The following is a 24242-nucleotide window of genomic DNA, read 5'->3' as shown; positions in this document are numbered from 1 at the left end:
TGCCGAAAAAAAGCGTGAAAAAATGCGGGGGAATCCCCAATTATAAGGTTCTCCAAGTCTGGGCCGACGTTTTCGGCCCCTCGGCCGAATGGCTTAAGCCGAAACGCCGCCATCGGCGCGGTCTTATAATGGTCGGCCCGCCGTTTGCGCCGTTTCTCCGCCGTCTGACTTTTCCATGCCCGACCTGCTCGCGAATCTGAACCCCGAACAACTCGCCGCCGTGACGCTGCCGAACGAGCCCGCGCTCATTCTCGCGGGCGCCGGCAGCGGCAAGACGCGCGTGCTCATCACGCGCATCGCGTGGCTGATCCGGCAGGGCTACGCGTCGCCGCCGACCGTGCTCGCCGTCACCTTCACGAACAAGGCCGCGCGCGAGATGATGGCGCGCCTTTCAGCGCTGTTGCCCATCGATACGCGCGGCATGTGGATCGGCACCTTTCACGGGCTGTGCAACCGGATGCTGCGCGCGCATTACCGCGACGCCGGCCTGCCGCAGACCTTCCAGATTCTCGACACCGCCGACCAGCTTTCCGCCATCAAGCGGCTGATGAAGGGCCTGAACGTCGACGACGAAAAGTATCCGGCGAAGAACCTCCAGTACTTCATCAACAACGCGAAGGAGCAGGGCCTGCGTCCGAAGGACGTCGACGCCACCGACGCGTTCAACCGCAAGTTCGTCGAGCTTTACGAAGCCTACGATCAGCAATGCCAGCGCGAAGGTGTCGTCGATTTTCCTGAACTGCTGCTGCGCTGCTATGAACTGCTCGCGCACAATCCGCCGCTGCGCGCGCATTATCAGGCGCGTTTTCGCAACATTCTCGTCGACGAGTTTCAGGACACGAACAAGCTGCAATACGCGTGGCTGAAGCTGCTCGCGGGCGAGCACAACGCAATCTTCGCGGTCGGCGACGACGATCAGTCCATCTATGCGTTTCGCGGCGCGAACGTCGGCAACATGCACGATTTCGAGCGCGAATTCCGCGTGCGCAATCTCATCAAGCTGGAGCAGAACTACCGCTCGCACGGCCATATTCTCGATACGGCGAACTTTCTCATCGCGAATAATTCGCGGCGGCTCGGCAAGAATCTGCGCACCGACGCGGGCCACGGCGAGCCGGTGCGCGTCTACGAAGCCGCGACGGATTCGCAGGAAGCGGGCTGGATCGTCGAGGAGATCAAGGCGCTCATCAATACGGGCACGTCGCGCGGCGAGGTCGCGGTGCTTTATCGCAGCAACGCGCAGTCGCGCACGATCGAGCACACGCTCGTGAACGCGGGCATTCCGTATCGCGTCTATGGCGGCCTGCGCTTCTTCGAGCGTCAGGAAGTGAAACATGCGCTCGCGTATCTGCGTCTGATCGACAATCCGAACGACGACACCGCGTTCGCGCGCGTCGTCAATTTCCCGACGCGGGGCATCGGCGCGCGTTCCATCGAGCAAGTGGCCGACGCCGCGCGCCTCTACAACTGTTCGATGGCCGCGGCCGTGCCGTATGTCACCGGCAAGGCGGGGTCGAGCCTCGGCGCGTTCGCGACGCTCATCGCGAAGATGCGCGCCGAGACGCAGCAGATGAGCCTGCCCGAGACGGTCGAGTATGTCGTGCGCGCGAGCGGCCTTGCCGCGTTCTACGAGACCGAGCGCGAAGGGCAGGATCGGCTGGAGAACTTGCAGGAACTGGTGAACGCTGCGGCGGCGTTCGTCAGCGAGGAAGGTTACGGCCTCGACACGCCCGCGCGTTCGATTCCGCTGCGTCCGGGCGCGTCGTCGGCGCCGGAGATCGCGGCGGTGAGCGAGGACGGCGAGATCGAAGTGCTCGATGCGCCCGGTATCACCGATCCCGCGCAGAATCCCGACACGATGACGCCGCTCGCGGGATTCCTGTCGCATGCATCGCTCGAGGCGGGCGACAATCAGGCGCAAGCCGGCCAGGATGCCGTGCAACTGATGACCGTGCACGCGGCGAAGGGTCTCGAATTCACGGCGGTGTTCATCACCGGGCTGGAAGAGGGCTTGTTCCCGCACGAGAACAGCGCGCAGGAATCGGACGGACTCGAAGAGGAACGTCGTCTCGCATATGTGGCGATCACGCGCGCGAAAGAGCGGCTTTATCTGTCGTTCGCGCAGAGCCGCATGCTGCATGGGCAGACGCGCTACAACATCCGCTCGCGGTTCTTCGATGAACTGCCCGAAGGCTCGCTCAAATGGCTCACGCCGAAGGTCGAGCCGGGCGCGCGCTGGGGCGGACGCGCCGACAACGCCGGCTGGGGCCGCGACTGGTTCGCGCGCCCTGGACACGAGCGCGGCGGCTCCGCAGGCTTTGCGCGCGATCAGGCCACGAGCGCGGCATTGCCTTCGTTCGCGAACGAGCAGCGCGCGGCCGAAGGCGGCTTCAAGGTCGGCCAGGCCGTGTTCCACACGAAGTTCGGCGAAGGCACCGTAACCGCGCTCGAAGGTTCCGGCGGCGACGCCCGCGCGCAGGTGCGCTTCAAGCGCCACGGCGAGAAGTGGCTCGCGCTCGCGGTCGCGAAGCTGCAGGCCGTCGAATGAAGCGGCTCGGCATCATGGCGGCGCTGCCGCAGGAACTGGGCGATCTGATCGCGCAGATGCGCTCGGCGGGCGAGGTTCGCACCGTGACGCTCGGGCGGCGCGATTACTATGTCGGCGATGTGCACGGCCTGGCCGTCGTGGTCACGCTCGCGCGCATCGGCAAGGTGGCGGCGGCCGCGACCGCGAGCGCGCTGATCCACGTTTTCGAGGCCGATGCGATCGTCTTCACCGGCGTCGCGGGCGGCGTTCGCGCGGACGTGCAGGTGGGCGATGTCGTCATCGCGGATGCGTTGATGCAGCACGATCTCGACGCCTCTCCGCTCTTTCCCCGCTTCGAGGTGCCGCTGCTCGACCGCGCGCATTTCCACGCCGACCGCGCCTTTGCCGATGCGCTCACCGCCGCCGCCGATGCGTTCATCGCCGAGGAAGGCGGCGCGTTGTCGGAGCGTTTCGCCGTGACCGCGCCGCGCGTGCATCGCGGGCTCGTCGTAAGCGGCGATCGCTTCATCGCAAGCCACGAGGCGCTCTTCGCCCTGCGCGACGCCTTGCCGGACGCGCTCGCGGTCGAAATGGAAGGCGCGGCCATCGCGCAGGTCTGCTACGAACACGACGTGCCGTGCGCAGTCGTGCGCACCATCTCCGATACGGCGGACGCCGCCGCGCCTGCATCTTTCGCCGACTTCCTCGCATCGATCGCCGCGACGTATTCGTCGGGCATTTTGTCGCGCTTTCTGCGCGCCGGGTTTTGACGGCCTTCAAGTCCCCGTGCTGACGACGTCCCAGTAATTCGAGCCCTTCGACGCGCCTCTTGTAAGTGAGAATGATTCTCAATACAATGAGCGACACGAAAGGAGGGCCGACATGACCACCGAATCCACCGCGCGCACGATCGGCACGCGCGGCGAAACGCGCTCACTCACTGAGAACGCCGCGAAGGTGCTCGAGACCACGCGCCGCGCCTGGAGCGACGCCCGGACGCACGCGCCCGGGCAAGCGAAGCGCAGTCCGCCGCGCGCGTTGCCGAAAAAGCGCGTCGTGCCGCGACGATCACGTTGGCCGAGTCTCATTGCCGCGCTCAACTACTGGAGCCCAAAACCGCTTTGAACGACGTAAATGCCGCCGACCTTTTTCCGGAATCGACTTCCGCGCCCGCGCTCGACGCGCGTCTCTTCGACCTAAGCCGCTTCCCGCTCGTGCGCGTGCGCCCTCGCGCCGTGAAGCCCGGCTACGCGTTCGTGTGGGGCGCGCAGATGCGCCGCCTCGTGAAGCTCGCGACGCCTTTCGTGCTGGTGGCCGAGCACGATGAACACGAATCCGCCGACGACGCGCGCCTGTGCGCCGCGTGGATGCGTACACATCGCGCGATGCTCGCCGCCTGCTGCCGGGGGATGATCGTCATCGAACCGCGCATCGAAGCGCGTGCGACGACGCGCGAAACCCTGCGCGCGCTTACCGAAGGCAGCGGCGTGCGCACGGTCGTCGTGTCGAGCATGCGGGTGGCGGGCGAGCTTGCGCCCGTCCTGCTGAAGCACACGGCCGCCGATGCCCGTTCCGCCGCGCGCACGCAGGCACTCTGAACGGTCGAACTGATCGCACCGATCAGGGCGCGCCCTCTCTAGCCGGGTTCGGTGGCCTGCTCTATGCTTGGAGGCCAACGCCGTTTTGCAGAGGACGCGCATGCCGACTTACCGAGAAGCGTATCGCCGCTCGATCGAAGAGCCTGAAGCGTTCTGGGCCGAACAGGCCCGCCGCATCCATTGGCAGACGCCGTTCGATCAGGTGCTCGATGCAAGCAATCCGCCGTTCGCGCGCTGGTTCGTCGGCGGCAAGACCAATCTCTGTCACAACGCCGTCGATCGTCATCTCGCATCGCGCGCGCAGCAGGATGCGCTCGTGTATGTATCGACGGAAACGGGCATCGAGCGCCGCTACACCTATGCCGAGCTGCATGCGGAAGTAAACCGCATGGCGGCCGTCATGCGGTCGTTGCACGTTCACCGCGGCGACCGCGTGCTGATCTATCTGCCGATGATCCCCGAGGCGCTTTTCGCGATGCTCGCGTGCGCGCGCATCGGCGCGATCCATTCGGTCGTGTTCGGCGGCTTCGCGGCGCCGAATCTCGCGGCGCGCATCGACGATGCCGAGCCCGCGCTCATCGTCACCGCCGACGCCGGCGCGCGCGCGGGCAAGGTGATCGACTACACGCCGCTCGTCGACGAAGCGCTATCGCGCGCCGAGTTCAAGGTGCCGCAAGTGCTGCTGATCGACCGGCAGCTCGCGCCCGAGCGTTTGCAGGCGAGTTATCTCGTCGCGTACGAGCCGCTGCGCGAACAGTTCTTCGATGCCCACGTGCCCTGCGAATGGCTCGAATCGAACGAGCCTTCGTACATTCTCTACACGTCCGGCACCACCGGCAGGCCGAAGGGCGTGCAGCGCGATGTCGGCGGTTATGCGGTGGCGCTCGCCGCATCGATGGAGCATATCTTTCAGGGTGCGCCGGGCGACACGATGTTCACCGCATCGGATGTCGGCTGGGTCGTGGGACATAGCTACATCATCTATGCGCCGCTGATCGCGGGTTTGACGACCGTGATGTACGAAGGCACGCCGATCCGTCCCGATGGCGGCATCTGGTGGCGGCTAGTCGAGCAGCACAAGATCAACCTGATGTTCACTGCGCCGACCGCGATCCGCGTGCTGAAGAAGCAGGACCCGGCGTTGATGGAGAAGTACGATCTGTCGAGCCTGCGCACGCTCTTTCTTGCGGGCGAGCCGCTCGACGAGCCGACCGCGCAGTGGATCCAGAGCGCGCTGAAGAAGCCTGTCATCGACAATTACTGGCAGACGGAAACCGGCTGGCCGATGATCGCGATACCGCGCGGCATCGAGGAGTTGCCGTCGAAGCTCGGCTCGCCGGGCGTGCCGTCGATGGGCTTCGATCTCCGGCTGCGCAACGAGGCGACCGGCGATGAATGCGCGCCGGGCGAGAAGGGCGTCGTCACGCTCGGCTATCCGTTGCCGCCGGGCTGCATGCAGACCGTGTGGCGCGACGACAAGCGCTTCGCCGGCACGTACTGGAACAGCGTGCCGAACCACACCGTTTATTCGACGTTCGACTGGGGCGTGCAGGACGAAGACGGCTACGTGTCGATTCTCGGCCGCACCGATGACGTGATCAACGTCGCGGGGCATCGGCTCGGCACGCGCGAGATCGAGGAGGCGCTGTCGGCGCATCCTGCAGTGGCGGAGGTGGCGGTCGTCGGCATCGCCGATCCCGTGAAGGGGCAGGCCGCGGCGGCATTCGTGGTGCTGCGCGACGCGGATCGCATCAACGCGCCGGGTGCGCGCGAGGGCATGGAGGCGGAGCTTTGTCATGCGGTGGATTCGCAGCTCGGCGCGATCGCGCGGCCGGCGCGCGTGCATTTCGTGACGATGCTGCCGAAGACACGCTCGGGAAAGCTCTTGCGACGCGCGATCGCGGCGCTGGCGGAAGGACGCGATCCGGGCGAGCTGCCGACGATCGAGGATCCGGGCGCGTTGATGCAGGTGAGGGAGGCGTTGGGAAACTAGGCACCGAAAACGCGACGGGCGCGCGGTCCATTCAAGGACCGGCGCGCCCGTCGGGATGAATCAGGCGTTGCGATCACCCCTTCGCCGTCGCCTCATGCGTCTTCGGCAACACGATTGCCAACACCCCGAGCAACGGCAGGAACGAGCAAACCTTGTACACGTAATCAATACTCGTCGCGTCGGCAAGATGCCCGAGCACCGCCGCTCCGACCCCGCCCATCCCGAACGCGAATCCGAAGAAGAGGCCCGCCACCATGCCGACCTTGCCCGGAATCAGCTCTTGCGCGTAGACGAGAATCGCCGAGAACGCCGAAGCCAGCACCAGCCCGATGATCACCGACAACACGCTCGTCCAGAACAGATTCGCATAAGGCATCAGGAGCGTGAACGGCGTGACGCCGAGAATCGATACCCAGATCACGGCCTTGCGTCCCACCTTGTCGCCGACCGGCCCGCCGATGATCGTGCCCGCCGCCACCGCTGCGAGGAACACGAACAGATGGATCTGCGCGGCCTGCACCGACATGCCGAACTTGCTGATCAGATAGAACGTGAAGTAACTCGTGATGCTCGCGAGATAGAAGTACTTCGAGAACACCAGCAGCACGAGCACGCTCATCGCCATGATGACCTTGTTGCGCGGCAGCGTCGCGTGCGCAACCTGCTTGCGGCCTTTCTTCGTCGCAGGATGACGCTTGTACCAGCGGCCGATATTCGCCAGCACGACAATCGCGACGAGCGCCGCCGCCGAGAACCACGCGATGCTCTTCTGCCCGTGCGGGATCACGATCAGCGCGGCGAGCAGCGGCCCGAGCGACGAGCCCGCGTTGCCGCCGACCTGAAACAGCGATTGCGCGAGACCATGCTTGCCGCCCGACGCCATGCGCGCGACCCGCGACGATTCAGGATGAAACACCGACGACCCGCAGCCCACGAGCGCCGCCGCGATGAGCAGCGTGCCGAAGTTGCCCGCAATCGACATCAGCAGCAGACCCGACAGCGTGAAGCCCATGCCGACCGGAAGCGAATAAGGCTTGGGATGCTTGTCCGTATAAAGCCCGACGAGCGGCTGCAGCAGCGAAGCCGTGATCTGGTACGTCAGCGTGATGAGGCCGATCTGCCCGAACGAGAGCGCGAACTCGCTCTTGAACATGGGGTAGATCGCCAGAATCAGCGACTGGATCATGTCGTTCAGCAGGTGCGAAAAGCTGATCGCGCCCAGCACGGAATAAACGGTGCGTTGTTGCGCGCCCGTGCTCGCGGATGCCGCGGCGGAAGCGCCGGCCGTTGCGCCGGAAGGCGACAAAGCGCCCTTGTCGATGCTCGTTTGCATATTGAATGGCTGATAAAAAGCGGAAATCGTCTCGGTTATTGTTGTTCTCCAGGCCCGCGATTTATGCGTGGACTGAATTCCTGACAAGTCTAGGCTGTCCTCGGTGCATTGTCATGCCAAGCTTTGTCGCGAATCGGACAGTATGATCGCTGGCGACGATCATGCATTTCTTCAGATACACCGATTTTTGGTCGGCTATAACGAATCGCAGTCAGCGAACGTCTGTTCGCTTTCGAAAAAACGGCTCAAGAAAACCGCAAAACGTGCCGTACTACCGGCGGGACCAGACCACGGACGCACTGCACGACGGCGCAGTCCGCAGATCAAATCGGGGAAAGATCGATGAAACTGTTTTCGCTTCGCGGCGCAAAAGACGCGGGCTTCCTGGCGCAGGCCGAAGCCGCGCCTGCGCGACCAGACACACACACGAACGCGCACACGACGGGCAAACGCGCGCTGTCCGTCAAGGCATCGCTGAGGCTCGCGTTCGGGCTCGTGCTCGCGGGCACGCTTGCCATCGGCGCGATATCGCTCACGCAGATCAGCCGTCTGAACGGCGCGACGGAATCGATCTACACGCAGGGCTATGTCGCGAGCCGCGCGGCGGAAGAAACGCGCGGTTATCTGCTGCGCGCGAGCCGTTCGCAAAAAATGCTGCTCACCGCGAGCACCGCCAAGGAACGCGACGACCTCGGTGCGCAGATCGAGCAGGCGCTCAATGACATCGGCCGCGCGCAGACGCAACTCGCGCAGTACATCGATCACGCGGACCAGGACGCGCTTGCGCAACAGAAGCGCTTCTCCACCGCGCTCGCGACGTGGAGCAACAACCTGCGCACCTTCGTCAAGCTCGTGAAGGAGCAACCGCTCGATCTCTCGCAGATGAACTGGCAAGTCGGCACGCAGGACGTGTCGCTGCTCGTCGAAACCGGCAAGCTCGAAAAGACGGTCGATGAACTCGTCGCGCGCCGCGGGGCCGCAGCCAAGGCGACGATTGATTCCGCGTCGTTCATCTTCAATTCGTCGTTCGTGATGGTGTCGGCGTTGACGCTCGCGCTTTTTGCGCTCGCGATCGTCGTCTCCGAATGGGTCGTGCGGCGTCTCGCCGGACAGCTCGGCGGCGAGCCCGGTTACGCGAAGGACATCGCGCGGCGCATCGCAGCGGGCGATCTCGCGAATCACATCACGCTCAAGCGCCGCGACGACGCCAGCATGCTGCACGCGCTCTCGGAAATGCAGGCGGGCCTGTCGTCCACCGTCGGCGATATCGCGGCGAGCGCCGAGGCCATCGCATCGGCATCGAGCGAAATTTCCACCGGCAATATAGACCTGTCGCGCCGCACCGAAGAGCAGGCGGTCGCGCTCGAGAAAACCGCGGCCAGCATGGAGCAGCTCACCTCGACCGTGCGTCAGAACGCCGACAACGCGAAGCAGGCGAGCACGCTGGCCGCCAGCGCATCGGAGATCGCGGAGAAGGGCGGCGCGGTCGTCGGTCGCGTCGTCGAGACCATGCACCGTATCGACGCGAGCGCGAGGAGCATCGGCGACATCATTGGCGTGATCGAGGGCATCGCGTTCCAGACCAATATCCTCGCGTTGAACGCAGCGGTCGAAGCGGCGCGCGCCGGCGAGCAGGGGCGCGGCTTCGCGGTGGTCGCGGGCGAGGTGCGCGGTCTCGCGCAGCGCTCGTCTTCGGCGGCGAAGGAGATCAAGGCGCTGATCGATACGTCCGTGTCGCGCGTGTCCGACGGCTCGACCTACGCGCAGGAAGCCGGCGCGACGATGGAAGAAGTGGTGAAGGCCGTGCGCCGCGTGACCGACATCATGGGCGAAATTTCGGCGGCTTCGGCGGAGCAGCAGACGGGCATCGAGTCGATCGGCGACGCCGTCACGAAGATGGACGCCAACACGCAGCAGAACGCCGCGCTGGTCGAAGAAGCGGCGGCGGCCGCGCAATCGCTGGACGATCAGGCGCGCGCGCTGAAGTCGCTCGTCGGAAAATTCCAGTTGGCCTGACGCAAAACATCGGGATAGAATCGCGGACGGGCGCGGCAGGGCGCCCGGTCTCGCGAAAGTCTTACGCACCTGCCATGCTGTATATCAATTCTGGATCGAACCGCAACGTCGAACCTTTTCAGCCGCAGCGAGAACGGCGCACATAAAGGAACAACGTCATGTGGTCTATATCCTGTCCGATCTCTTCTTCCGTTTCTTCTGTCTCCAATAGCGACTATCTGCGCGAACACGCGCGGCGTCTGCTTCGTCACGTTCGTGATGGCGATACCAGCGCCGCGATGCCCGTGCTGCGCCGCCTGCTTGCCGCCAAGGTCACGCGCGCGGAGCGTCTCGCGGACCTGCACGCGATCCGCGGCGAACTGCGGCTCAAGCACCTTCTTTCGATGCTCGCCGCCGAACTCGGCTACCTGAACTGGGATGCCTGCAAGCTCGATATCGACGGGCAACCGGGCGCGGTCATCGACCGCTATCGGCTCGACGCCGGCGTGTTCAACGACTTCGAGAAAAACTGGTTTGCGAACGAGCGGGAGGCGCGCGACTGGCAGCGCGATCACGGCGGCTATATCGTGCGATACGGCGAGCAGGCCGTGGCGATCCTGAACCGGGACTGAGGAAGCGAGGCGGGAAGCCGAAGCCGGTCAGATCAGCTCGACTTCCTTCCAGTTCGCGCCGAGAAAGAAGCGGCTCAACTCTTTGGTGAGACCGTTCAACGCACTCATTTCGAGCGGCGAGATTTTGCGCACGTGCTGCGGCAAGGTCCAGTCGCCGTAAATGAGCGCGACGGTCGAATCGCCCGATTTCACCGGCAGCAGCACGAACGCCTGCGCTTCGCCGAGCGTGTCCTTGTACCAGCGCGGCAGGCGCGCGTCGATGCGCGCGTCGCGGGCATTTTCGATGAAGATGCCGACCGGATTCGTGATCGCGAGATGAAACACGTCGGGCCGGAACTCGGCGGAGAAGCGCAGTTGCTGCAGCATCGGCTCGACGCCCGCGCCGAGACCGAGCCGCGCGTGGAATTCGTTGTTGGCCTGTCGCACGAACACGACCGTGCGCGACAGATGCAGGCTTCCGAGTATCGATTCCGACGCGAGCGCGAGCGCAGGCGCCAGCGCATTCTTCGACGGCAGCGAGCGCAAGTCCTCGACGCTCGCGCCGATGCGCGCCTCCGCGGAAATCTTCGCGCGCTCCATCGCGTCGGCGTTCGCCTGCAACTCGGAAATCTCGCGGATGACGCCGCCGTTCGCTTCTTCGTTCGCGAGCGCGAGGCTCATCGTCGTGAGCGTTTCCGCGTCGGTGCTGAGCGCGCCGCTGTAGCGGCTGGAGATGTCGAACACCAGCGACCCGCGGCCGTCCGTGGCCATGTTCTGCGCGGTGAGCGCGTCGGCGACTTCGGTCGAGTAGTTGGAGATCGCGCGCAGCCAGCGCACGTGTTTCGGCACGGTTTCGTCGACGGGCGCGTTCGGGTCGGTCGCGCGCATGCCTTCGCGGATCGTTTCGGGCAGACGCCAGCGGTCGGCCGCCTCCAGCCCGATTTCATCGAACGTGACGCCGAGCAGTTCCGCGCACGCGGCGCTGTCCGGAATGTTTTCCGACGCCGCCTTGCGCCGCAATTGATCCCACTCGTGCTCCAGATAGAACGCGACGAGCAGCTTGCCGATTTGCCGCATCAGCGTGCAGACGACCGCTTCCTCGGCGGAACGCAGATCCTTGTGCTCGGTGAGCTGGCGCGCGACCGCGCCCGAGAGCAGTGTGCGGTTGAGTTCGAGCTTTGCGTCGATACGGCGCGGCGCGCTCTGATGAAAGTGATCGACGAGCTTCAGTCCGACGACGAGATGCCCGACCGCGTCCATGCCGAGCACCATCAACGCGCGCGTGACGGTCGTGATATTGCCGCCGAATGCGATGTACATCGCCGAATTGGCGAGGCGCAGCACCTTCTGCGTGAGGCCGACGTCCGACAGCACGACATGCACGAGGGACGTGAAGTCGAGGTCGTTGTCGCTCATCGCGGAGACGGTCGTGCGCAGCGCCTGGGAGAGCATCGGGAAGTCCCCGCGCTCGCTCATGCGCGACCACAACTTGTCCAGTAATTCGGCCTTGGTGCGTGCCATTGCTAAAAATAAGAACCCTGCTTGTTACGCGACGGCTAACCCGAGGCGGTCCAGCAAATCCAACCTGGCGCCCAACAACGAAAGATACACGTTATTAGGGGTTTACGGCGCATTGCTCAATTAGAGCACGAACAATCTCGCGCTCACGATGTCTCGTGCAACACGAGCGAGTGCGACTTGAACGAGCGCGCCAGCTCGTCCGACGGCAACGCGTGGCTGATGAGCCAGCCCTGAATATGATCGCAACCGAGGTCGGCGAGCAAGTCGCGCTGCGCCTCCGTTTCGACCCCTTCGGCGACCAGCTCCAGCCCGAGCGATTGCGCGAGCCCGACCACCGCGCTCACAATCGCGCGGTTGTTGCGGGACGTAATCAGGTTCTCGACAAAGCTGCGGTCGATCTTGAGCTTCGAAAGCGGAAAACGTTGTAAATAGGCGAGGCTCGAATAACCGGTGCCGAAATCGTCGACGGCGAAGCGAATGCCGATCGACCTCAGCGCTTCGAGCAGAAGCGTCGCTTCTTCCGGGTCGTGCATCAGCAGGCTTTCGGTGATCTCGAACACGAGCCGCTCTGCGTCGATGCCGGTGAGCGCGAGCGCTTCCTTCACCGCCGCGGTGAAACGTTTGTCGCGGAACTGCTGCGGCGACACGTTGACCGACACGTAATCGAGCCGGATGCCGATCGCGTCCCACTGCATGATCTGCATGCACGCGGCCTTCAGCACCCAGTTGCCCAGATAGTTGATGAGGCCGATCGACTCCGCGAGCGGAATGAACGTCGACGGCGGCACGAGCCCGTGCACTGGATGATTCCAGCGCATCAGCGCCTCCACGCCGACCACCGCGCCCGTGCGGATCTTGGTGATCGGCTGGAAATAGAGCGAGAACTCGCCGTTGCGCACGGCTTCGTACAGGTCGGCTTCGAGCTTCAGACGTTCGGCGTCGGCGGGGTTGTCGTCGAGCGTGTGGAAGACGAGCGCGTTGCCGCCCGATTCCTTGGCCTGCGCGAGCGCCTGATCGGCCATGCGCAAGAGGCTCGACTGCGCGCCGCTGCGCGCGTTCTTGCCCGGCTGATCCGGATACAGCGCGACGCCCACGCTCGCCGACAAATGCGTGTGCTGCCCGCGATGCCGGTACGGCTGCGCGATAGCGGTGAGCAGGCGCCGCCCGAGACTCTCGGCGAGCTCGGGCGTGGTGCCGGCGGGCAGCAGCACGGCGAACTCGTCGCCGGCCACGCGCGCGACGCGCTCGCCGTGCCCGGCCGTGTGCTGGATGCGGCGGGCGGTCTCGCGCAGCAGCTCGTCGCCGGCGTCGTAACCGAGTGCGCGGTTGATGCGCTGATAGTCGTCGATATCGAGCAGCACGAGTCCGGCGTGCGTGCGCGTAAGCTCGGCCTGCGCCTGTGCCGCGGCGATGGCGTCCTTCAGCGAGACGAGATTGTCGAGGCCCGTGAGCGCATCGTGATTGATCGTATGCAGGAGCGAGGCTTCGCGCTCGCGCCAGTGGGTCACGTCGAAGGCGGCGAGCGCGAATCCGGGCGTGCCGCGCGCGGCGGTCGACACGAGCCGCAGTTCGACGCAGATGGGATAGGTCAGCGACTTCACGACGGTCAGCGTCGCCGATTCGAGCTTGCCGCTCACGCGCGCCCGTGCGACGAGCGCGTGCAGTTCGTCCGCTTCTTCCGACGCGACGAGGTCGTGCAGCGTCAACATGCTCAGATAGTCGCGGTGATATCCGATGAACTCGATGCTCGCATCGGACACATACTGAAAGCGCAGGGCGTCGTCGAGCTGCGCGAGGAAGTCGACCGCGCCAAGCGTAGCTTCGGGCACGCCAGCCAGGACGGTCGCGGCTGCCGTAGCCGTCGTGACGACGTCGGGCGCGCTGGCCGCGGGCGCTTGCACGCCTTCGGGATGCGAGTCGAGCTCGCTGTCCTGCCGCGCGCGCGCGGCGCTCGGCCAGACGCGGGCGAGCGCATCGAGCGCGATGCGCCACGGTGCGCGGCGGGAGACGTTGATCCGATTCGCTTGCATGGTCTCGTAGGGTTCTGGCGGCAGCGCTCGCCGTGCTCAGGCGGCGGCGCGCGGAACACGCGCTTCGCGGTTCCGGCCGGGACGTGCCGATACGGCCGCGGCACGCTCTATCAGGCGAGATATCGGCCCGCCGGACGGAATCTTTAGACGTTGGCCCGATTGACGCCGTTCGACTGCACGTGGGCGGTTGTCCACGAATTGTCGAGTTTCGTATGATGTCGCCTGACGAATTCGGTTACAGTGGCGCGTTTCGAGCGGAACCGTTCCGCGGCCATTGCCTGACCCTGCAAGGCCATGCTCACGCTGTCGTTCATCGGAATCCGCCCGACTCGTTCGCATCATGATCGAATCCATCACATCGCCGGCCTGCGCCGCAGTCCTGGACCCTGAGCCGGCAACCATGCAAAGCCCGCAGACGCCGGGCGCAACTTGCGGAGCCCGGCCGTTCCCGTCATGCCTCATTCACACCTGAAGCGCGCGTCGCTCATGAAGCGCGGACAGAGCGTCTATGTCGGACGCCAGCCGATCCTCGATGCCGACGGCGCGCTCGTCGCCTACGAGCTGCTTTTTCGCGACAGCCCCGACAACCGCGCCCGCGTTCACGACGACGTGCAGGCGACCGCGCATGTCGTCGCGCGCACGGTCGGGGAGATCGGCGTGCCGGCGGTGCTCGGGCCGCATCCGGGTTACGTGAACATGAGCCGCGAGCTGCTGTTCGACGATATCGTCCACATCATGCAGCCCGAGCGTTTCGTGCTGGAACTGCTGGAAAACATCACGTTCGACGAAGCGCTCTTCAAGCGTTGCGCGCAGTTGCGCAACGCGGGCTTTCGCTTCGCCCTCGACGATGTCGTGCGCCTCGACGACGCGCTGCTCGCTGCGCTGCCTTCGGTGGATATCGTCAAGGTCGACTTTCTCGCGGCGGACCGCGGCCATTTGCCGGAACTCGCGGCGGCGCTGAAGCGGCGCGGCAAGCTGCTCGTGGCCGAGAAGGTCGAGACCCCCGACGATTTTGCGCAGGCAAAGCAACTCGGCTTCGACTTCTTTCAGGGGTATTTCTTCGCGCGGCCGCAGGTGCTGTCAGCACGGCGCGCGAGCCCCGCGCGCGGCTCGCTGCTGCGTCTCATGGCCGTGCTCGCCGGCGAGCCGGGCTTGCGCGAGCTCGAAGCCGAGCTGAAGCGCAATCCGGACATCGTCGTGCAACTGATGCGCCTCGCCAATTCGAGCGCGCAGACGCGCGGGCGGCGCGTGTCGTCGCTGCGCGAGGCGATCGCGGGGACCGGCACGCGCCAACTGACGCGCTGGACGCAACTGCTGCTCTACGCGGACGGCCGCGGCCTGCCGTGGCGCTCGGACCCGCTCGTGCAGCTCGTCGGCACGCGTGCGCGCTTCCTGGAACTCGCGGCCGTCCTGCTGCGCCCCGACGACGAAACGTTCTCCGATGCCGCGTTCATGACCGGCATCTTCTCGCTCGTGCATGTCGTGCTCGACATGCAGCCGGTGGAAATTCTCGATAAGCTGCATCTGGCGGGCGAGATCCGCACGGCTATTCTCGCGGGCGACGGGCCGCTCGGCGCGCTGCTCGGCATCGCGCGGGCGGCGGAGCGGGGCGATGCGCCCGCCATCGACGCAAGCCGCCAGGCTCAAGCCGCGTTCGACATGCTCACGCCTGCGGTGCTCGCCAAATTGCAGTTCGAAGCGGCGGCGTGGTTCGCCGAACATCGCATGGAGCAGGCCGCGGACGACGCGTGAACGAGATCATCGAAAGGAGCGTGGCATGAAGAGCAGGATTTTCGGTTTCACGGCGAGTGGCGTTCTGGCGATCGCGGCGGCGTGGCCGCTCACGGCGGGCGCGACGCTCAAGCCCGGCGATGCCGCGCCCGACTTCACCGCGCAAGCCTCGCTCGGCGGCAACGTGTACGATTATTCGCTGGCCGATGCGCTCAAGAAAGGCCCCGTCGTGCTGTACTTCTATCCGGCGGCGTTCACGAAGGGCTGCACGATCGAGGCGCACGAATTCGCGGAAGCGGTCGATCAGTACAAGGCCGAGGGCGCGACGGTCATCGGCGTGTCGCATGACAACATCGACACGTTGAAGAAGTTCTCGGTCAGCGAGTGCCGCAGCAAGTTTCCGGTCGCGGCCGACGAGAACTCGAAGATCATCAAGTCCTACGACACCTCCATGCCGATGAAAAGCACGATGGCCAAGCGCGTGTCCTACGTGATCGCGCCGGATGGCAAGGTCATCTACGAGTACACGAGCCTGTCGCCGGACCAGCATGTCGCGAACACGCTGCAGGCGCTGCGCGACTGGAACGCGAAGCACAAGGCGCAGTGATACGCTTCGGCTTCATCGTTTGAGCGTGCGGGAGACGCCATGCCCATCGTCGTCGGACTGATCGTCTTAGGATTGCTGATTTATGGCGCGATATGGTCGTTCGACGCGCTGCACGCGCATTTCGGTCTGGGTGTGGCCGTGGGCGTCGCGATCGTCGTGCTGCTCGCGATCGCCGCGGGCGTGATGCGCTGGCTCGCGAGCCGGCGCGAAATCGCGCCGAATCTGCGTAAAGGCGAAAGCGGCGACTGGACGCACGAGCTCACGAGCGAATGGGGCGGCGTGCGGATCGCGGCGGGCAAGCGGCTGTGCGACGTGCGCTTGCGCGACGAAACCGGCCGCTATATTTTCGCGGACCTGCGCGGCGCGCGTGCCCAGGAAGCGGGCGGCGCGTGGCAAGTGCTGCTCGACGTTAAGGACGCGAAGCACGGCGCATGGACGCTGCCGATGCGCGATCGCGGCGAGGCGCGCAAATGGGCGCGCATCCTGTCGCTCGCGACCCGGCAAAAGCTGTGAGCCTATTCGGCGTGGTAGCCCATGTCGCCACGCACCTTGCCGCGAAACACCCAGTACGACCAGATCACGTAGATCATGAGCACGGGGAGCAGGAACATCGTGCCGATCAGCAAAAACTGATGCGATAGCGGCGCCGCCGACGCGTCCCACAGCGTAACCGTTGGCGGCGCGATGAACGGCCACAGGCTGATCACGAGCCCCGTGAACGCGAGAAAGAAGAGCCCGATCGAGCACAGGAACGGCACGACCTCTCGACCTCTCACGAGACTCGACCAGAGCGTCCACGCGAGCAGTACCGTAAGCACGGGCACCGGCGCAAAAGCGAGGCTCTCCGGAAAGCCGAACCAGCGCGCCGCGATGCGCGCGTCCTTGAGCGGCGTCCAGATGCTGATGAGCAGAATGAACGCGATCACACCGAGCAGCGCGACATGCGCCATCTTGCGGCTCCACGCCTGCAGCTCGCCTTCGGTTTTGAGCACGAGCCACGTCGTGCCTTGCAGCGCGTAGCCGAAGATCAGCCCCACGCCGACGAGCAGCGGAAACGGCGCGACCCAGTTCCAGCTCGTGCCGACATACACGCGGCCATGAATCGGAAAGCCCTGGATGAACATGCCGAGCACGATGCCCTGCGAGATGGTCGCGACGAGTGAGCCCACGCCGAACGCGCCATCCCACAGCCACTTGCGCGCACCGATCACCTCGCGGAACTCGAACGCGACGCCGCGAAAGATCAGCCCGAGCAGCATGAAGAGAATCGGGAAATAGACCGCCGGCACGATGATCGCGAATGCAAGCGGAAACACCGCGAACAGCCCGCCGCCACCGAGAATCAGCCACGTCTCGTTGAAGTCCCAGACGGGCGCGACGGAGTTGATCATCAGGTTGCGCGATTCGGCATCGCGGCGCAGCAGAAACATCATGCCGACGCCCAGATCGAAGCCGTCGAGCAGCACGTACATGAACACCGCCAGCGCGAGAATGGCGGCCCATAGCGGCACGAGATCGAGCATCGCGTTCTCCGGTTTTCGTCTCTATTTGCGCCCGCGGCCGGGCGGCACGATGTCGTCGTCGCTGACGGGACGCGCTGCGCCGCTCGCACCCGCCGATACCGCCGAAAGCGGACGCGCCGCGCGCGACTTCGCATCGAGTTCGTCCTTTTCGTGCGCGTGGGCGACTTCGGCCGGACCCACGCGCACGAGCCGTCGCAGCAGGAGAAATCCCGCGCCGAAGATGACGAGGTACGCGCACACGTAAAGCAGCCATGAAAGACCGACATCGGCGGCGGTGAGCGACGGCGTCACCGAATCCTTCGTGCGCAGAATGCCGTACACGGTCCACGGCTGGCGGCCGGCTTCGGTCGTCGTCCAGCCGGCGATCACCGCGATAAACCCGAGCGGCATCGCCCAGGTCGCCGCGCGCAGCCAGCGCGTGCTCGTCTCGATCCTGCCGCGCGCGAACAGCACCATGCCCCACAGCACGAGCGCGAACATCAGCAGCGCGACGCCGACCATGATGTGAAACGCGAAGAACACGACCGCGACGGGCGGCCGGTCCTCGCGCGGAAAGTTTTTCAGGCCGCGCACATAGCCGTTCGGATCGTGCGTCAGGTAGATGCTGCCGAGTACCGGAATCGAAATCTCGAAGTGATTGCGCTCTTCGTCCTGATCGGGAATCGAAAAGAGATTGGCGGGCACGCGCGTGCCGGATTCCCACAGCGCTTCCATCGCGGCGAGCTTGGCGGGCTGATGCTTCAGCGTGTTGAGACCGTGCGCGTCGCCGATCACCATCTGGACCGGCACCATGATGACGAGAAAGATCAGCGACATCTTCACCATCACGCGGCTTTCTTCGAGCGCGCGGCGCTGCCGCAGATACATCGCGCCGACGCCGAGAATGACGAAGGCCGCCGTCACCTGAAACGCGCTGACCGTGTGCCCGAGCCGGTACGGAAACGACGGCGTGAAGATCACGTCGAAGAAGCTCACCACTTCGAAGCGGCCGTCCGGCAGCATCCGATGGCCCTGCGGCGTCTGCATCCAGCTATTGACCGCGAGAATCCAGAACGACGAGATCACGGTGCCCGCCGCGACGAAGATCGCCGACATCACGTGCGCCCATTGGGGCACGAGCTTGCGTCCGAACAGCAGCACGCCAAGGAATGCCGATTCGAGAAAGAACGCAGTCAGCACTTCGTAACCCATCAGCGGGCCGACGACGTTCGCGGTGGCGTCGGAGAAGCGGCTCCAGTTGGTGCCGAACTGAAAGGGCATCACGATGCCCGACACCACGCCCATGCCGAACGACACTGCGAAGATCTTGAGCCAGAACGCCGACAGGCGCCGATATACGTCGCGCTTCGTGATCCACCAGTTGAATTCGAGCGTGGCGATATAGCACGACAGGCCGACCGTGAACGCCGGCAGCAGAATGTGAAACGCGACGACCCACGCGAACTGAAAGCGTGAGAGCAGGACCGAATCGACATCCATGAACGCTCCTTTGTTCAGGCTTTTTGCAGCGGATATGTCGAAGGGACGCCTCGCGCGGGCGTTTTTCTCCTTAATACACGGTTTTGATGACCGTATCCACGCACGGCGCGACGAGACGCCGCAGCGGACGGGCGCGGATACACCACTTTGCTACAATCGTCCGTTCGGTCTTATGGCCATGCGGACGACCGCATGCGCATCGTTTCATCGGGGACGGCCCCATTTTTTAGGGAGTCGCTCGATGTCCTGGATTCTTCTTTTCATCGCCGGTGTGCTCGAAGTGGCGTGGGCCGCGGGCCTCAAATCGTCCGAAGGCTTTACGCGGCTGGGGCCGTCGGTTTTCACGCTCATCACCGCGATCGGCAGTTTCGTGCTGCTCGCGATGGCCATGCGGCAGTTGCCGCTCGGCACCGCCTATGCGGTGTGGACGGGCATCGGCGCGGTCGGCGCGTTCGTCTTCGGCATCGTGTTCATGGGCGAGGCGCTGTCGGCGGCGCGTATCGTGAGCGCGCTCCTGATCGTTGCCGGACTGGTCGGACTCAAGCTCTCGTCGGGTCACTGAGGGCGCGTCCGTTGCGCCCGCGCCACCTCACCGTGCGCTGGCGCACCGGGAACGGCAATCGCTTGAACCTTGCTGCACCGCGCGGTTTCGCGTGGATATAATGGTCTGAAGTCATCCGCTTAATCCGATTCCTACGTTCGCGCGCTTTTGTTGTATCGTCGTGGATATAGGAGGCTTCTTTCGGCATCTGACGGAAAGATCGTTATTTCAGCGGGTGAATCGTTCACGAGCAGCGAGCGCCCGCGGCAGGCGGCACCAGGGAGGCGGCAATGCTTGAGTCACTTTCGCTCGCAGCGGGCCTGTCATGGGCGAGCGGGCTGCGCCTGTACCTCACCGTTTTCATCGCCGGCATGTTCCAGCGCATGGGCGTCGTTCATCTGCCGGATTCGCTCGCGGTGCTCGGTTCGCCCTGGGTGATTGGCGTCGCGGCGGTGCTCGCGATCGTCGAATTTCTCGCCGACAAGATTCCCGCCGTCGATTCCTTGTGGGACGCCGTTCACACGTTCATCCGCATTCCCGCGGGCGCGGTCCTCGCGGCCGGTTCGCTCGGTCACGCAGATCCCGCCATGCTCACCATCGCCGCGCTCGCGGGCGGCACGCTCGCCGGCGCATCGCATTTCGCGAAGGCGGGCACGCGCGCGCTCATCAATCTTTCGCCGGAGCCGGTGTCGAACTGGGCGGCGTCGGCCACTGAGGATGTCGGCGCGCTGGCGGGCATCACGCTCGCGCTCTTCGTGCCCTTGCTGTTCCTCGTGCTTCTACTGGCGTTTCTGGTGCTCGCGGGCTGGGCGCTGCCGCGACTCGCGCGCGGTGTGCACGGCGGCGTGTCGCGCATGGCCAAGCACATGCTGCCGAACTCGGAGCGGCTCAACCGGCTGCGGAGCAAGCACGATTGAGCACCGCATTCAGGAACGAGCAGGCTGCACGCAAGGCAGGTAATTCGCATCCGACCATCAAGCTCGGTCTAACGCAGACGGTGCGCCAGGCATGGCGCATGACGGCGCGCGACTGGCGCGCGGGCGAACTCACGATGCTGCTGCTCGCGCTCGTGCTGGCCGTCGCGGCGCTGTCGAGCGTCGGCTTTCTCGCCGATCGCATGCGCCAGGGCCTCGCGCGCGACGGCCGCCAGATGATCGCCGCCGATTTCGTCGTGCGCGCCGATCATCCCGTCGATCCGATCTTCGCGAGCGAGGCCAAAACGCTCGGCCTCGAAACGGCGGGCACGACGATCTTTCCCAGCATGATCAGTTCGACGTCCGCGCAGCCGGCCTCGCGGCTCGCGGCGATCAAGGGCGTGACGCCGGGTTATCCGTTGCGCGGCGCGCTGCGCATCGCGCCGGCGCTCGATGCCGCCGATGCCCCCGCGCTCGGCATTCCCGCGCCCGGCACCGTCTGGGTCGATGCCGCCTTGCTCGATGCGCTGAAAACGAAGGTCGGCGGCACGGTCAAGGTCGGCACGCGCACGTTCACGGTGGCGGGTGTCATCACGCGCGAGCTGGATCGCGGCTTCTCGTTCGTGAATTTTTCGCCGCGCCTCATGATGCGCGCCGACGAGATCGCGGGCACGGGCCTTGTCGGTTATGGGAGCCGCGTCACCTATCGGCTGCTGGTCGCGGGTCCGGACGCCCAGGTCGAGCAGTTCGCCAAGTTCGCGCGCGCGAAGACCGATGGCGGCAAGCTGCGCGGCGTGGCGCTGGAGTCGCTGTCGGAGGGCCAGCCGCAGGTGCGTCAGACGATCGATCGCGCGAGCCATTTCCTGACGCTCGTGTCGCTCTTGACCGCGCTGCTCGCCGCGGTCGCGATCGCGATGGCCGCGCATCGTTTCGCGCGCCGGCATCTCGACGGCTGCGCTGCCATGCGCTGTCTTGGCGTGAGCCAGCGCACGCTGCGCGCGCTCTTTCTGAACGAATTCCTCGCGATAGGACTGATTGGCAGTGTGGCGGGCGTCGTGCTCGGCTTCGGCGGGCACCTGGTGCTGCTGAACTGGCTCGGCTCGCTCGTCGATGTCGAATTGCCGCAGCCGGGCGTCTGGCCCGCGCTGCAGGGCATCGCGATGGGTCTCGTGCTGCTGCTGGGTTTCGCGCTGCCGCCGCTTTTGCCGATCACGCGCGTGCCGCCGGTGCACGTGATCCGGCGCGAGCTCGGCGACGCACAGCGCGTAGCGCATGCGGCTTACGGCGTCGGCGTGCTGCTGTTCGCGGCGTTGTTGATCGTCGCGGCGGGCGAACTGAAGCTGGGCGGCATCGTCGCGGGCGGTTTCGCGGCGGGGTTGCTCGTGTTCGGCGTGATCGCGCGCGCGGCGCTCTGGGCGGCGGCGCGCTTCGTGCGGCGCGAGCGAAGCCGCGCGGGCGTCGGATGGCGTTATGCGCTCGCGTCGCTGGAACGCAGGAGCGGATCGAGCGCGCTGCAGATCACCGCGCTCGGTATCGGGCTGATGTGTCTTCTGCTCATCGGCATGACGCGCAACGATCTCATCAAGGGCTGGCGTGACGCGACGCCGCCCGACGCGCCGAATCAGTTTCTCATCGACATTCAGCCGGACCAGCGGCAGGGCGTGCTCGACTATCTGCACACGCACGGCCAGCCCGACGCCTCGCTTTCGCCGATGGTGCGCGCGCGGCTCGTGTCCATCAACGGCAAGCCGGTGAATCCGGAGGACTACGACAAGGCCGATGCGAAGCGCCTCGTCGACCGCGAGTTCAACCTGTCCTATACGACCGAGCTGCCTGGCGACAACCGCGTGACGCAAGGCGCGTGGTTCGGCAAGGAAACTAAGCCGCAGGTGTCCATCGAAGAGGGCATCGCCAAGACGATCCGCGTGAAAATGGGCGACACGCTGCGGTTCGATGTCGCCGGTCTGCCGGTCGAAGCGCCGGTGACGAGCGTGCGCAAGGTCGACTGGAACTCGTTCAAGGTCAACTTCTTCGTGCTGCTGCCGCCCGAGGCGCTCGCCGATCTTCCCGCGACCTTCATCACGAGCTTTCATCTGCCGATGCAGGAGCAGCGCGTGATCGACGGCCTGGTGGCGCGCTATCCGAACGTCACGGCCATCGACATTGCGCCGATTCTCGCGCAGATTCATCGCACGCTGGCGCAGGTGATCGGCGCGGTGCAGTTCCTGTTCCTTTTCACGCTCGCGGCGGGCGTGCTCGTGCTCTACGCGGCGCTCGCCGGCACGCGCGACGAACGCGTGCGCGAGTCGGCGCTGCTGCGCGCGCTGGGCGCGTCGCATCAGCAGGTCCGTTCGGTGCAGGTCGCCGAGTTCGTCGCCGTCGGCGCGCTCTCGGGCCTGATGGCGGCGATCGGCGCGCAGGCCATCGGTTATGTGCTCGCGGCGCGCGTGTTCGAGTTCCATATTGATTTCAATCCGTGGCTCGTGCCCACGGGCATCGTGGCGGGCGTCGCGTGCGCGGGCGTCGGCGGCTGGCTGAGCCTGCGGCGCGTGCTGGCGCGTCCGGCGTTGCAGTCCTTGCGCGATGCGTAATTTTCCGAAGAAGCAATGACCGAAGAAACTGGACAGGGCCAACAGCCGACCGCTTTCGAACTGATTGGCGGCGAGGCGCGCGTGCGTGCGCTCGTCGACCGCTTTTATGACCTGATGGATCTGGAGCCCGAGTTCGCGGGCATCCGCGCGCTGCATCCGCCGACGCTCGACAATTCCCGCGACAAGACCTTCTGGTTCCTGTGCGGCTGGATGGGCGGGCCGGATCATTACATCGACCGCTTCGGGCATCCGCGTTTGCGCGCGCGCCATCTGCCGTTCTCGATTGCATCGGACGAGCGCGATCAATGGCTGCGCTGCATGGCCTGGGCGATGGAAGACATCGGCGTCGACGAAGCCTTGCGCGAGCGCCTGCTGACCTCGTTCTTCGACACGGCCGACTGGATGCGCAACCGTCCCGGTTGATTCGCGCCGATTTGTACCGGTTCAGGCGCGGCGCGCGTGATGCATCATCGGCTTTTCGCATCACACGAGCATCGAACGCAAGGAAGGACGAACATGAGCACACGCGCACTCTTTCGCGAAGACGCCTATCTGACGCGCTGCGACGCGACGGTCACGGCCATCGACGAGCAGGGCATTCACCTCGATCAAACCGTGTTCTATCCGCTCGGCGGCGGCCAGGCCGGCGACGCCGGCACGCTGACGCTCGCGGACGGCACGGTCATCGGCATCGCCGATACGCGCAAGGCGAAGTTCGAAGGCGCGACGCCGGATGACGCCGTGCACGTGCCCGCGCCGGGTCAGGACGATGCGCTGGCCCGCATCGAGGTCGGCGACACGGTGAAGGCGGAGATCGACTGGACGCGGCGTCATCGGCATATGCGGCTGCATACGGCGAGCCATCTGATCTGCGCGGTGCTGCCGTATCCGGTGGACGGCTGCAGCATCACGAGCGATTACGCGCGTCTCGATCTCGCGACGGTCGAGCCGATCGAGCGCGAAACGGTCGAAGCGAAGCTGAACGCGTTGATCGGCGGCGCGCACGACGTGCACACCGAATGGATCACCGACGATGAAATGGCCGCGCGCCCCGAACTGGTGCGCACGATGAGCGTGAAGCCGCCGATGGGCCTTGGCCGCGTGCGCCTGCTGCGCATCGACAACGTCGATCTGCAGCCGTGCGGCGGCACGCATGTGCGCAATACGGGGGAGATCGGCACGCTGCGCATCGCGAAGCTGGAGAAGAAGAGCGCGCGCACGCGCCGGCTCGTGCTTGAACTCGCGTGA

21 protein-coding genes are annotated in these 24242 nt (G+C 65.4%); 15 read left to right on the top strand and 6 right to left on the bottom strand.

Features of this window, described 5'->3' with window-relative positions; genetic code table 11:
• Positions 1 to 175: 175 nt before the first annotated feature.
• From AWB75_RS09915 to AWB75_RS09895, 5 genes are all read left to right on the top strand, one after another.
• Positions 176 to 2548, top strand: coding sequence for a UvrD-helicase domain-containing protein (locus AWB75_RS09915; RefSeq protein WP_061123920.1), 2373 nt, complete (start codon positions 176 to 178; stop codon positions 2546 to 2548).
• Positions 2545 to 3297 carry a 5'-methylthioadenosine/adenosylhomocysteine nucleosidase gene (locus tag AWB75_RS09910; protein ID WP_061123919.1) on the top strand — a complete coding sequence of 251 codons (753 nt, stop codon included), beginning with the start codon at positions 2545 to 2547 and terminating at the stop codon, positions 3295 to 3297. The genes AWB75_RS09915 and AWB75_RS09910 overlap by 4 nt, the downstream gene beginning before the upstream one ends.
• Positions 3298 to 3409: 112 nt before the next feature.
• Positions 3410 to 3652, top strand: a complete 243-nt coding sequence (locus AWB75_RS09905) for a hypothetical protein (protein ID WP_061123918.1) — start codon at positions 3410 to 3412, stop codon at positions 3650 to 3652.
• The gene (locus AWB75_RS09900; protein ID WP_061123917.1) at positions 3649 to 4125 is read left to right on the top strand and encodes a hypothetical protein; all 477 of its coding nucleotides are present in this window, start codon (positions 3649 to 3651) and stop codon (positions 4123 to 4125) included. Before AWB75_RS09905 ends, AWB75_RS09900 begins: the two co-directional genes overlap by 4 nt.
• 100 nt (positions 4126 to 4225) lie before the next feature.
• The gene (locus tag AWB75_RS09895) at positions 4226 to 6118 is read left to right on the top strand and encodes a propionate--CoA ligase (RefSeq protein ID WP_061123916.1); all 1893 of its coding nucleotides are present in this window, start codon (positions 4226 to 4228) and stop codon (positions 6116 to 6118) included.
• Positions 6119 to 6191: 73 nt separating this feature from the next.
• Here the strand turns inward: AWB75_RS09895 and AWB75_RS09890 are convergent, their stop codons facing one another.
• On the bottom strand, positions 6192 to 7451 hold the full coding sequence (locus AWB75_RS09890; RefSeq protein WP_061123915.1) for an MFS transporter: 1260 nt from the start codon (positions 7449 to 7451) through the stop codon (positions 6192 to 6194).
• Positions 7452 to 7793: 342 nt separating this feature from the next.
• On the opposite strand from AWB75_RS09890, the gene AWB75_RS09885 reads away from it, so the two are divergent.
• Both AWB75_RS09885 and AWB75_RS09880 read left to right on the top strand, forming a co-directional pair.
• Positions 7794 to 9467 (top strand): methyl-accepting chemotaxis protein, encoded by a 1674-nt coding sequence (locus AWB75_RS09885; protein ID WP_061123914.1) that lies wholly within the window; start codon positions 7794 to 7796, stop codon positions 9465 to 9467.
• 158 nt (positions 9468 to 9625) lie between these two features.
• Positions 9626 to 10078 (top strand): hypothetical protein, encoded by a 453-nt coding sequence (locus AWB75_RS09880; protein ID WP_061123913.1) that lies wholly within the window; start codon positions 9626 to 9628, stop codon positions 10076 to 10078.
• Positions 10079 to 10105: 27 nt separating this feature from the next.
• On the opposite strand, the gene AWB75_RS09875 is transcribed toward AWB75_RS09880, so the two are convergent.
• The 3 genes from AWB75_RS09875 to AWB75_RS37670 form a co-directional block, all read right to left on the bottom strand.
• Positions 10106 to 11578: an HDOD domain-containing protein gene (locus tag AWB75_RS09875; RefSeq protein ID WP_061123912.1), complete on the bottom strand. Its 1473-nt coding sequence runs from the start codon at positions 11576 to 11578 to the stop codon at positions 10106 to 10108.
• A gap of 143 nt (positions 11579 to 11721) precedes the next feature.
• Entirely contained in the window at positions 11722 to 13608 is a 1887-nt protein-coding gene (locus AWB75_RS09870) for a putative bifunctional diguanylate cyclase/phosphodiesterase (RefSeq protein ID WP_061123911.1), read from the bottom strand.
• Positions 13609 to 13751: 143 nt separating this feature from the next.
• Positions 13752 to 13922, bottom strand: coding sequence for a hypothetical protein (locus AWB75_RS37670; RefSeq protein ID WP_159462776.1), 171 nt, complete (start codon positions 13920 to 13922; stop codon positions 13752 to 13754).
• Between the two features lie 139 nt (positions 13923 to 14061).
• On the opposite strand from AWB75_RS37670, the gene AWB75_RS09865 reads away from it, so the two are divergent.
• From AWB75_RS09865 to AWB75_RS09855, 3 genes are read left to right on the top strand one after another with little or no spacing between them, the layout of a single operon-like run.
• The gene (locus AWB75_RS09865; RefSeq protein WP_061123910.1) at positions 14062 to 15360 is read left to right on the top strand and encodes an EAL and HDOD domain-containing protein; all 1299 of its coding nucleotides are present in this window, start codon (positions 14062 to 14064) and stop codon (positions 15358 to 15360) included.
• Positions 15361 to 15385: 25 nt separating this feature from the next.
• The gene (locus AWB75_RS09860) at positions 15386 to 15946 is read left to right on the top strand and encodes a peroxiredoxin (protein WP_061123909.1); all 561 of its coding nucleotides are present in this window, start codon (positions 15386 to 15388) and stop codon (positions 15944 to 15946) included.
• A gap of 39 nt (positions 15947 to 15985) precedes the next feature.
• Positions 15986 to 16459: a hypothetical protein gene (locus AWB75_RS09855; protein WP_061123908.1), complete on the top strand. Its 474-nt coding sequence runs from the start codon at positions 15986 to 15988 to the stop codon at positions 16457 to 16459.
• A 2-nt stretch (positions 16460 to 16461) separates the two neighbouring features.
• On the opposite strand, the gene cydB is transcribed toward AWB75_RS09855, so the two are convergent.
• Together cydB and AWB75_RS09845 are read right to left on the bottom strand one after the other, a co-directional pair.
• Positions 16462 to 17469 carry a cytochrome d ubiquinol oxidase subunit II gene (gene cydB / locus AWB75_RS09850; RefSeq protein ID WP_061123907.1) on the bottom strand — a complete coding sequence of 336 codons (1008 nt, stop codon included), beginning with the start codon at positions 17467 to 17469 and terminating at the stop codon, positions 16462 to 16464.
• Between the two features lie 21 nt (positions 17470 to 17490).
• Positions 17491 to 18948 (bottom strand): cytochrome ubiquinol oxidase subunit I, encoded by a 1458-nt coding sequence (locus AWB75_RS09845; protein ID WP_061123906.1) that lies wholly within the window; start codon positions 18946 to 18948, stop codon positions 17491 to 17493.
• Positions 18949 to 19189: 241 nt separating this feature from the next.
• Between AWB75_RS09845 and sugE the strand changes: the two genes are divergently transcribed.
• The 5 genes from sugE (at position 19190) to AWB75_RS09820 (ending at position 24242) form a co-directional block, all read left to right on the top strand.
• Positions 19190 to 19510 (top strand): quaternary ammonium compound efflux SMR transporter SugE, encoded by a 321-nt coding sequence (gene sugE, locus AWB75_RS09840; protein WP_061123905.1) that lies wholly within the window; start codon positions 19190 to 19192, stop codon positions 19508 to 19510.
• A 269-nt stretch (positions 19511 to 19779) separates the two neighbouring features.
• Positions 19780 to 20406: a DUF4126 domain-containing protein gene (locus AWB75_RS09835; RefSeq protein ID WP_061123904.1), complete on the top strand. Its 627-nt coding sequence runs from the start codon at positions 19780 to 19782 to the stop codon at positions 20404 to 20406.
• A gap of 98 nt (positions 20407 to 20504) precedes the next feature.
• Positions 20505 to 22994, top strand: coding sequence for an ABC transporter permease (locus AWB75_RS09830; protein WP_235012057.1), 2490 nt, complete (start codon positions 20505 to 20507; stop codon positions 22992 to 22994).
• A 15-nt stretch (positions 22995 to 23009) separates the two neighbouring features.
• A complete protein-coding gene (locus tag AWB75_RS09825; protein WP_061123902.1) occupies positions 23010 to 23417 on the top strand; it encodes a group II truncated hemoglobin in 408 nt (135 codons plus the stop codon).
• Positions 23418 to 23510: 93 nt separating this feature from the next.
• Positions 23511 to 24242 (top strand): alanyl-tRNA editing protein, encoded by a 732-nt coding sequence (locus tag AWB75_RS09820; protein WP_061123901.1) that lies wholly within the window; start codon positions 23511 to 23513, stop codon positions 24240 to 24242.

This window comes from Caballeronia catudaia (genome assembly GCF_001544755.2).
In the GTDB taxonomy this organism is placed as follows: Bacteria; Pseudomonadota; Gammaproteobacteria; order Burkholderiales; family Burkholderiaceae; genus Caballeronia; species Caballeronia catudaia.
The sequence above is the reverse complement of the archived record's forward strand: the minus strand, read 5'-3'. Positions and strand labels throughout refer to the sequence as shown.